This is a genomic window from Allobosea sp. GW821-FHT10B12 (genome assembly GCF_059415545.1).
Map to the genome: position 1 here is coordinate 303,090 of NZ_JBWKNL010000007.1, position 6,622 is coordinate 309,711.

Annotated in this window: 6 protein-coding genes; all 6 read left to right on the top strand. The window is 66.8% G+C overall.

Features of this window, described 5'->3' with window-relative positions:
* The first annotated feature begins 8 nt into the window (after positions 1 to 8).
* The 6 genes from AC07O0_RS23670 (at position 9) to AC07O0_RS23695 (ending at position 6,424) form a co-directional block, all read left to right on the top strand.
* Positions 9 to 767, top strand: a complete 759-nt coding sequence (locus AC07O0_RS23670) for a creatininase family protein (RefSeq protein WP_494626273.1) — start codon at positions 9 to 11, stop codon at positions 765 to 767.
* Between the two features lie 69 nt (positions 768 to 836).
* Entirely contained in the window at positions 837 to 2,360 is a 1,524-nt protein-coding gene (locus tag AC07O0_RS23675) for an ABC transporter substrate-binding protein (RefSeq protein ID WP_494626296.1), read from the top strand.
* A 224-nt stretch (positions 2,361 to 2,584) separates the two neighbouring features.
* Positions 2,585 to 3,526 carry an ABC transporter permease gene (locus AC07O0_RS23680; RefSeq protein ID WP_494626275.1) on the top strand — a complete coding sequence of 314 codons (942 nt, stop codon included), beginning with the start codon at positions 2,585 to 2,587 and terminating at the stop codon, positions 3,524 to 3,526.
* A gap of 47 nt (positions 3,527 to 3,573) precedes the next feature.
* Positions 3,574 to 4,386, top strand: coding sequence for an ABC transporter permease (locus AC07O0_RS23685; protein WP_494626298.1), 813 nt, complete (start codon positions 3,574 to 3,576; stop codon positions 4,384 to 4,386).
* 2 nt (positions 4,387 to 4,388) lie between these two features.
* Positions 4,389 to 5,435 (top strand): ABC transporter ATP-binding protein, encoded by a 1,047-nt coding sequence (locus AC07O0_RS23690; protein WP_494626277.1) that lies wholly within the window; start codon positions 4,389 to 4,391, stop codon positions 5,433 to 5,435.
* Complete coding sequence (locus AC07O0_RS23695) at positions 5,432 to 6,424, top strand: ABC transporter ATP-binding protein (RefSeq protein ID WP_494626279.1); 993 nt, start codon at positions 5,432 to 5,434, stop codon at positions 6,422 to 6,424. Before AC07O0_RS23690 ends, AC07O0_RS23695 begins: the two co-directional genes overlap by 4 nt.
* Positions 6,425 to 6,622: the final 198 nt, after the last annotated feature.

The following is a 6,622-nucleotide window of genomic DNA, read 5'->3' on the forward strand; positions in this document are numbered from 1 at the left end:
TCAGATCCATGCGTTGGGAAACCCTGACGACCAACGAAGTCGCCGCGCTCGACCGCGACATTCCGGTCGTGCTGAACGTCGCCGCGATCGAGCAACACGGCCCGCATCTGCCGCTGGAGACCGACGCCGTCATCGGCGACCATTTCCTGCAGGCGCTGGAGCAGAAGCTCGGCGAGCAGGTGCTGATCCTGCCGCAGGTGAAGGTCTGCTGCTCCGAGCACCATATGGATTTCGCCGGCACGCTCAGCGTCCGCCACGAAACCTTCCTGGCCTATGTCGGCGACATCCTGGAGAGCGTGGTCCGCCACGGCTTCCGCAACATCGTGCTGTTCAACAGCCATGGCGGCAACCAGGCGATCGGCCAGGTGCTGCTCGAGACCTTCGGCACCAAGCACCGCGAGTGCCGCGTCGCCTTCCTGACCTGGTGGCGGCTCGCCTCCAAGGAGCTCGGCGCCATTCGCGAGAGCGCCTTCGCCGGCATCAACCATGCCTGCGAGTTCGAGACCTCGCTGATGCTGCTCGGCGCGCCCGCGAGCGTCCGCACCGCCTTGGTCTCAGGCATGAGCTATGTCGAGACCCATGACTGGGCCAATGCCGACATGATCCTGCCGGCCCGCGGCGCCCTGTTCCGCTCGATGCACGAGATGTCCGGCGGCACCGGCGTCGTCGGCGACCCTTCGCTCGCCACCCGCGAGAAGGGTGAGGCCATCACCGCCGCCGTGACCACGCAGCTGGCCCATGTGGTGGAGACGATCCGCCTGCGCTGACAAACCACGCGCAATTTTCCGACGACCAACAGCCAAGAAAAACTGGGAGGACTTGAGATGTTGCAGAGATTGACCCGGATCGGGGCAGCGGCATTCGCTGCCGCGGCATTGAGCGCCGGCGCGCCGGCTCTCGCCCAGCAGAAGGGTGGGGCGATCAATGTCGCCACGATCGGCGAGCCCAACACGCTCGACCCGATGGTCGCCGCCGGCGACCTGCTCGGCATGATCACCCAGCACTTCTACGAGACGCTCTACACCTTCGACAAGAACTGGGCGCTGGCGCCGCTGCTGGCCGAGACGCTCCCGCAGATCAGCGAGGGCGGCAAGGTCTACACCATCCCGCTGCGCCAGGGCGTCACCTTCCATAACGGCAAGGCGATGACCGCGCAGGACGTCGTCGCCTCGCTGAAGCGCTGGACCGAGCTGGCCTCGCGCGGCAAGCTCGTCGCCGACAACATCGCGGGAATCGAGGCCGCCGACGAGAAGACCGTCAAGATCACGCTGAAGACCCCGTTCGCGCCGCTGACCGCGCTGCTCGCCTTCAACAACTCGGCCGCGGTGATCATGCCGGCCGACAAGATGGAGAACCCGATCAAGGAGGTGATCGGCACCGGGCCCTACCAGCTCAAGGAGCGCAAGCCCGACCAGTACATCCAGCTCGTCCGCTTCGACGGCTACAAGCAGCGCCAGGGCGAGCCCGACGGCTTCGGCGGCGCGCGCAAGCAGTATCTCGACGAGATCCGCTTCGTGCCGGTGCCGGACGCCAACACCCGCGTCGAGGGCGCGCTCGCCGGCCAGTTCGATTTCGCCGACCTGATCCCGGTCGAGGCCTATGACCGTCTGAAGGGCCAGGCCAAGACCGAGCCGGTGCTGATGCAGGGCTTCGGCTGGCCGATGTTCATCATGAACAACAAGCAGGGCATGATGACGTCGAAGGACATGCGCAAGGCTGTCCAGACGGCGCTCAATGCCGAGGACATGCTGGCAGCGGCCTTCGGCAAGCCTGAATTCTACAAGCTCGACGGCGCCATGTATCCGGAAGGCTATGCCTGGCGCAGCGATGCCGGCATCAAGGCCTACAACCAGGGCGATGCCGACAAGGCCAAGGCTCTGGCCAAGACCGCCAAATATGACGGTGCGCCGATCCGCATCCTGACCAGCCGGCAATACGAGTTCCACTACAAGATGGCGCAGGTCGCGGCCGAATACCTCAAGGCCGCCGGCCTCAAGGTCGACCTTCAGGTCGTCGACTGGGCGACCCTGGTGCAGCGCCGGGCCGAGCCGGCTTTGTGGGACATCTTCATCACCCACAGCCCGTTCCTGGCCGAGCCGGCCCTGATCGCGCCGCTGCCGGACAGCTATCCCGGCTGGTGGGCGAGTGAAGCCAAGAACAAGCTGCTCTCGGCCCTGAACGCCGAGTCGGACGAGAAGAAGCGCATCGCCATCTTCGCCGATCTGCAGAAGCTGATCTTCGAGGAAGTGCCCTTCTACAAGGTCGGTGACTTCGCCGCCCTCAGCGCCAAGGCCCCGCGCCTGTCCGGCTACACGGCCTCGCCCTGGCCGTATTTCTGGAACGCCTCGCTCAAGCCCTGAGGCGCATCGGGAGCAGTTTCTCGCTCCCGACAAGCGCGGGTCGTCCCGGGCGACCACAGGGAGACCCGGGACCCATTCCGGAACGCTTCAGGAATGGATCCCGGATCTCCGCTTCGCTGCGTCCGGGATGACTTGAGTTTTACGAACGCCGATGGCGGGAGACGTCTGCAACGACAGTTGGCAGGCGATGAACGCCACGAAATGCAAAAGGGAGCCGGCACGCGATGACGCGATATGTGATGCAGCGCATCCTCGGCATGCTGGCGGTGATGTTCACCGTCGTGACGATCGTCTTCGTCATCGTCCGCGTCGCACCGGGCGACCCGGCCGCCGTCATGCTCGGCCCCGATGCGACGGCCGCCGACATCGCCGGCCTGCGCAGCCGGCTCGGGCTCGACCAGTCGCTGCCGACGCAATACGTGCTCTTCCTCGGCCAGCTCCTGCGTGGCGATCTCGGCCAGTCGATCTTCCTCAACATGCCCGTGCTCAGCGCCCTCGCCGAGCGGGCCGAGCCGACCTTCTTCCTCACCCTGTTCTCGATCCTGATCGCCAGCGCGATCGCGCTGCCGGTCGGCATCCTCTCGGCCTACAAGCGCGGCTCGCTGTTCGACCAGCTCGCCACCACCTTCGCCATGTTCGCCGCGAGCATTCCGAGCTTCTGGCTCGGGCTGATCCTGATCCAGGTCTTCGCGGTGCGCTATGGCTGGATGCCGGCTTCCGGCTATGGCGGCCCTGACGCCTCCTTCCTCGAGCGGCTCCGCCATCTCGTCCTGCCGGCGCTGGCGCTCGGCATCGTCTCCTCGGCGCTGATCACCCGCTTCACCCGCGCCTCGATGCTCGACGTACTCAACGACGACTATGTCCGCACCGCCCGCTCCAAGGGCATGGGTGAATGGGGCGTCGTGATGAAGCACGCCTTCAAGAACGCGCTGATCCCGGTACTGACCGTGGTCGGCCTCACCGCGGCGCTGCTGATCTCGGGCGCGGTGGTGACCGAGACGGTGTTCAGCCTGCCCGGCATCGGCAACCTCGTCGTCTCGGCCGTGCTGCGCCGCGACTATCCGGTGATCCAGGGCGCGCTTCTCGTGATCGCCGCCCTCTACGTGCTGATCAATTTCCTGATCGACATGCTCTATCTCGCGATCGATCCAAGGGTGCGCTACTGATGGCCGCCTCGTCCGCTCCTGCCGGCCGCCCGCGGCTCGCCAGCCTGATGCTGCAGCGCAAGACGCTGGTGATCGGCCTCATCGTCCTCACCGTCATCGCGCTGCTGGCGATCCTCGCGCCGCTGATCGCGCCCTATTCACCGAGCCGGCTCTCGGTGGTCAACCGCCTGAAGCCGCCGAGCGAGCGCTGGTTCTTCGGCACCGACGAATTCGGCCGCGACATCTTCAGCCGCACCATCTATGCCGGCCAGCTTTCGCTGCTGGTCGGCGCGGCGGCGACCGTACTCGCCGCGGTCCTCGGCATCACGCTCGGGCTGGTCGCCGGCTTCTTCCGCAAGCTGGACGGCGTCATCGCCCGCGTCATCGATGCGATGATGGCCTTCCCCGACATCCTGCTGGCGATCTCGCTGGTGGCGGCGCTCGGCCCCTCGCTCGCCACCGTCATCGTCGCGCTCGGCATCGTCTACGCGCCGCGCCTTGCCCGCATCGTGCGCGCCTCGACGCTGATCATCCGCGAACTGCCCTATGTCGAGGCGGCGCGGGCGCTCGGCGTGCCGACCTGGCGGATCATGACGCGCCATGTCCTGCGCAACCTGGTCTCGCCGATCCTGGTCCAGGCCACCTTCATCTTCGCCTATGCGATGCTGGCCGAGGCGAGCCTGTCCTTCCTCGGCGTCGGCGTCAGCCCGGAGATCCCGACCTGGGGCACGATGATTGCCGGCGGGCGCCAATACATCGGCCAGGCCGACTGGATGATGCTCTTCCCCGGCGCCGCGATCGTGCTGACCGTGCTCTCGCTTCAGCTGGTCGGCGACGGCCTGCGCGACCTGCTCGATCCGCGCCTGCGAAAGGATCTGTGATGATGGCGACCACGGAACCCGCCGCCGTCGCCGCGCCGCGCGCCGACGACGACGTCCTGCTCAAGGTCGAGGACCTGCAGACTCACTTCCTGATCGGCTCGAGTGCGATCAAGTCGGTCGACGGCGTCAGCTTCTCGCTGCGCCGCGGCCAGACGCTGGCGGTGGTCGGCGAATCCGGCTCCGGCAAGTCGGTGACCAGCCTGACCATCATGCGCCTGCTCGCCGATCCCGGCCGCATCGTCGGCGGGCGCATCCTCTACCGGCTCCGCAGCGGCGAGACCGTCGACCTCGCGCAGGTCCCGCTGAAGCGCATGTGCGCCATCCGCGGCAGCGAGATCGCGATGATCTTCCAGGAGCCGATGACGAGCCTCAACCCGCTCTTCACCGTCGGCGACCAGATCATGGAGATGATCCTGCTGCACGAGACGATGTCGCGCAGCCAGGCGCGGGCACGGGCCAAGCAGATGCTCGAGCTGGTCGAGATACCCGCGGCCGAGCGGCGTCTTGCGCAGTATCCGCACGAGATGTCGGGCGGCATGCGCCAGCGCGTGATGATCGCGCTCGCTTTGTCCTGCAATCCCTCGCTGCTGATCGCCGACGAGCCGACCACCGCGCTCGACGTCACCATCCAGGCGCAGATCCTCGACCTCTTGCGTCGGCTCCAGGCCGAGATCGGCATGAGCATCCTGTTCATCACCCATAATCTCGGCGTCGTCGCCGAGATCGCCCATGAGGTCGCGGTGATGTATGCCGGCCGCGTCGTCGAGCAGGGGCCGGTCGGCGGCCTGTTCGCGCGCCAGCGCCATCCCTATACGCGCGGCCTGCTCGCCTGCATTCCCGATGCCCGGCGCGACCGCATCCCCGGCCAGGGCCGAGCCTTGCTCAATGCCATCCCCGGTAATGTCCCGAGCCCGCTCGCACTGCCGCCCGGCTGCTCCTATGCGCCGCGCTGCCCGCTGGTCGAGGAGCGCTGCACGCACGATGCGCCGCCGCTGATCGACGTTGCGGCCGCCCATCTCACCCGTTGCTGGAGGCATGACGCGCTATGAACGCCGTAAGCAATGTCCAGGCAGACGCCCCGCTGCTCTCCGTCCGCAATCTCCAGAAGATCTTCTCGACGCGTGGCGGCGAGGTTCGCGCCGTCTCCGACGTGTCGTTCGAGGTCCGCCGCGGCAGCATCGTCGGCATCGTCGGCGAATCCGGCTCCGGCAAGACCACGGTCGGGCGCTGCATATTGCGCCTGGTCGAGCCCTCCGGCGGCGAGGCGGTGTTCGATGGCACCGACCTGTTCGGCCTGCCGGAGAAGGCGCTGCGCGGCTATCGCCGCCGCCTGCAGATCATCTTTCAGGACCCGTATTCCAGCCTCAACCCGCGCATGCGCGTCGGCGAGATCATCGGCGAGGCGATCGACACGCATGGCCTCGCCAAGGGCAAGACCCGGGAGGCGCGCATCGCCGAGCTGCTCGGCCGTGTCGGGCTCAATCCCGACCATGCCAGGCGCTATCCGCATGAGTTCTCGGGCGGCCAGCGACAGCGCATCGGCATCGCCCGGGCGCTCGCCGTCGAGCCGGAACTGATTATCGCCGACGAGCCGGTCTCGGCGCTCGACGTTTCCGTCCAGGCGCAGGTGCTCAACCTGATCCAGGAGCTGCAGCGCGAGCTTGGCCTGACCATGGTCTTCATCAGCCATGACCTCTCGGTGGTCGAATATCTCTGCGACGACATCGTCGTGCTCTATCTCGGCCGGATCATGGAGAAGGGGCCGGCGCAGGAGGTCTACGCCAATCCGCGCCATCCCTACACCAAGGTGCTGCTCTCGGCGGCCCCGGTGCCGGACCCAAGCGTCAGGCGCGAACGCGTGATCCTCAAGGGCGACATTCCGAGCCCGCTGAACCCGCCCTCGGGTTGCGTCTTCCGCACGCGCTGCCCGCATGTGATCGATGCCTGCGCCAGTGCGGTGCCAGCGATCGAAGAGGTTGGCCCCGGCCACAGCGTCGCCTGCATCCGCCAGAGGGAACTCGCCGGAGTGACTGGATAGCGAGGATCGGCGCTCCAAAGCAGTGGCTGACTCAACGCTCAGAAGCGGGCGTGCTTGGCTGAGCTCGGGGCAAGCCTCCGGTATCATGAGCAATGGCAGCACGTGCTTTCGCGCGTTTTGCGAATCCGATTTTGATTGCGACGAGGATTGGGGCTGCGACGACGAAGAGGAGCGCGACGGCGTTGAAGGCGGTGTCGA

Coding starts and splice junctions, on each gene's coding strand:
- AC07O0_RS23670 (WP_494626273.1), top strand. CDS start 9: ATGCGTTGGGAAACCCTGACGACCAACGAAGTCGCCGCGCTCGACCGC.
- AC07O0_RS23680 (WP_494626275.1), top strand. CDS start 2,585: ATGACGCGATATGTGATGCAGCGCATCCTCGGCATGCTGGCGGTGATG.
- AC07O0_RS23685 (WP_494626298.1), top strand. CDS start 3,574: ATGCTGCAGCGCAAGACGCTGGTGATCGGCCTCATCGTCCTCACCGTC.
- AC07O0_RS23690 (WP_494626277.1), top strand. CDS start 4,389: ATGGCGACCACGGAACCCGCCGCCGTCGCCGCGCCGCGCGCCGACGAC.
- AC07O0_RS23695 (WP_494626279.1), top strand. CDS start 5,432: ATGAACGCCGTAAGCAATGTCCAGGCAGACGCCCCGCTGCTCTCCGTC.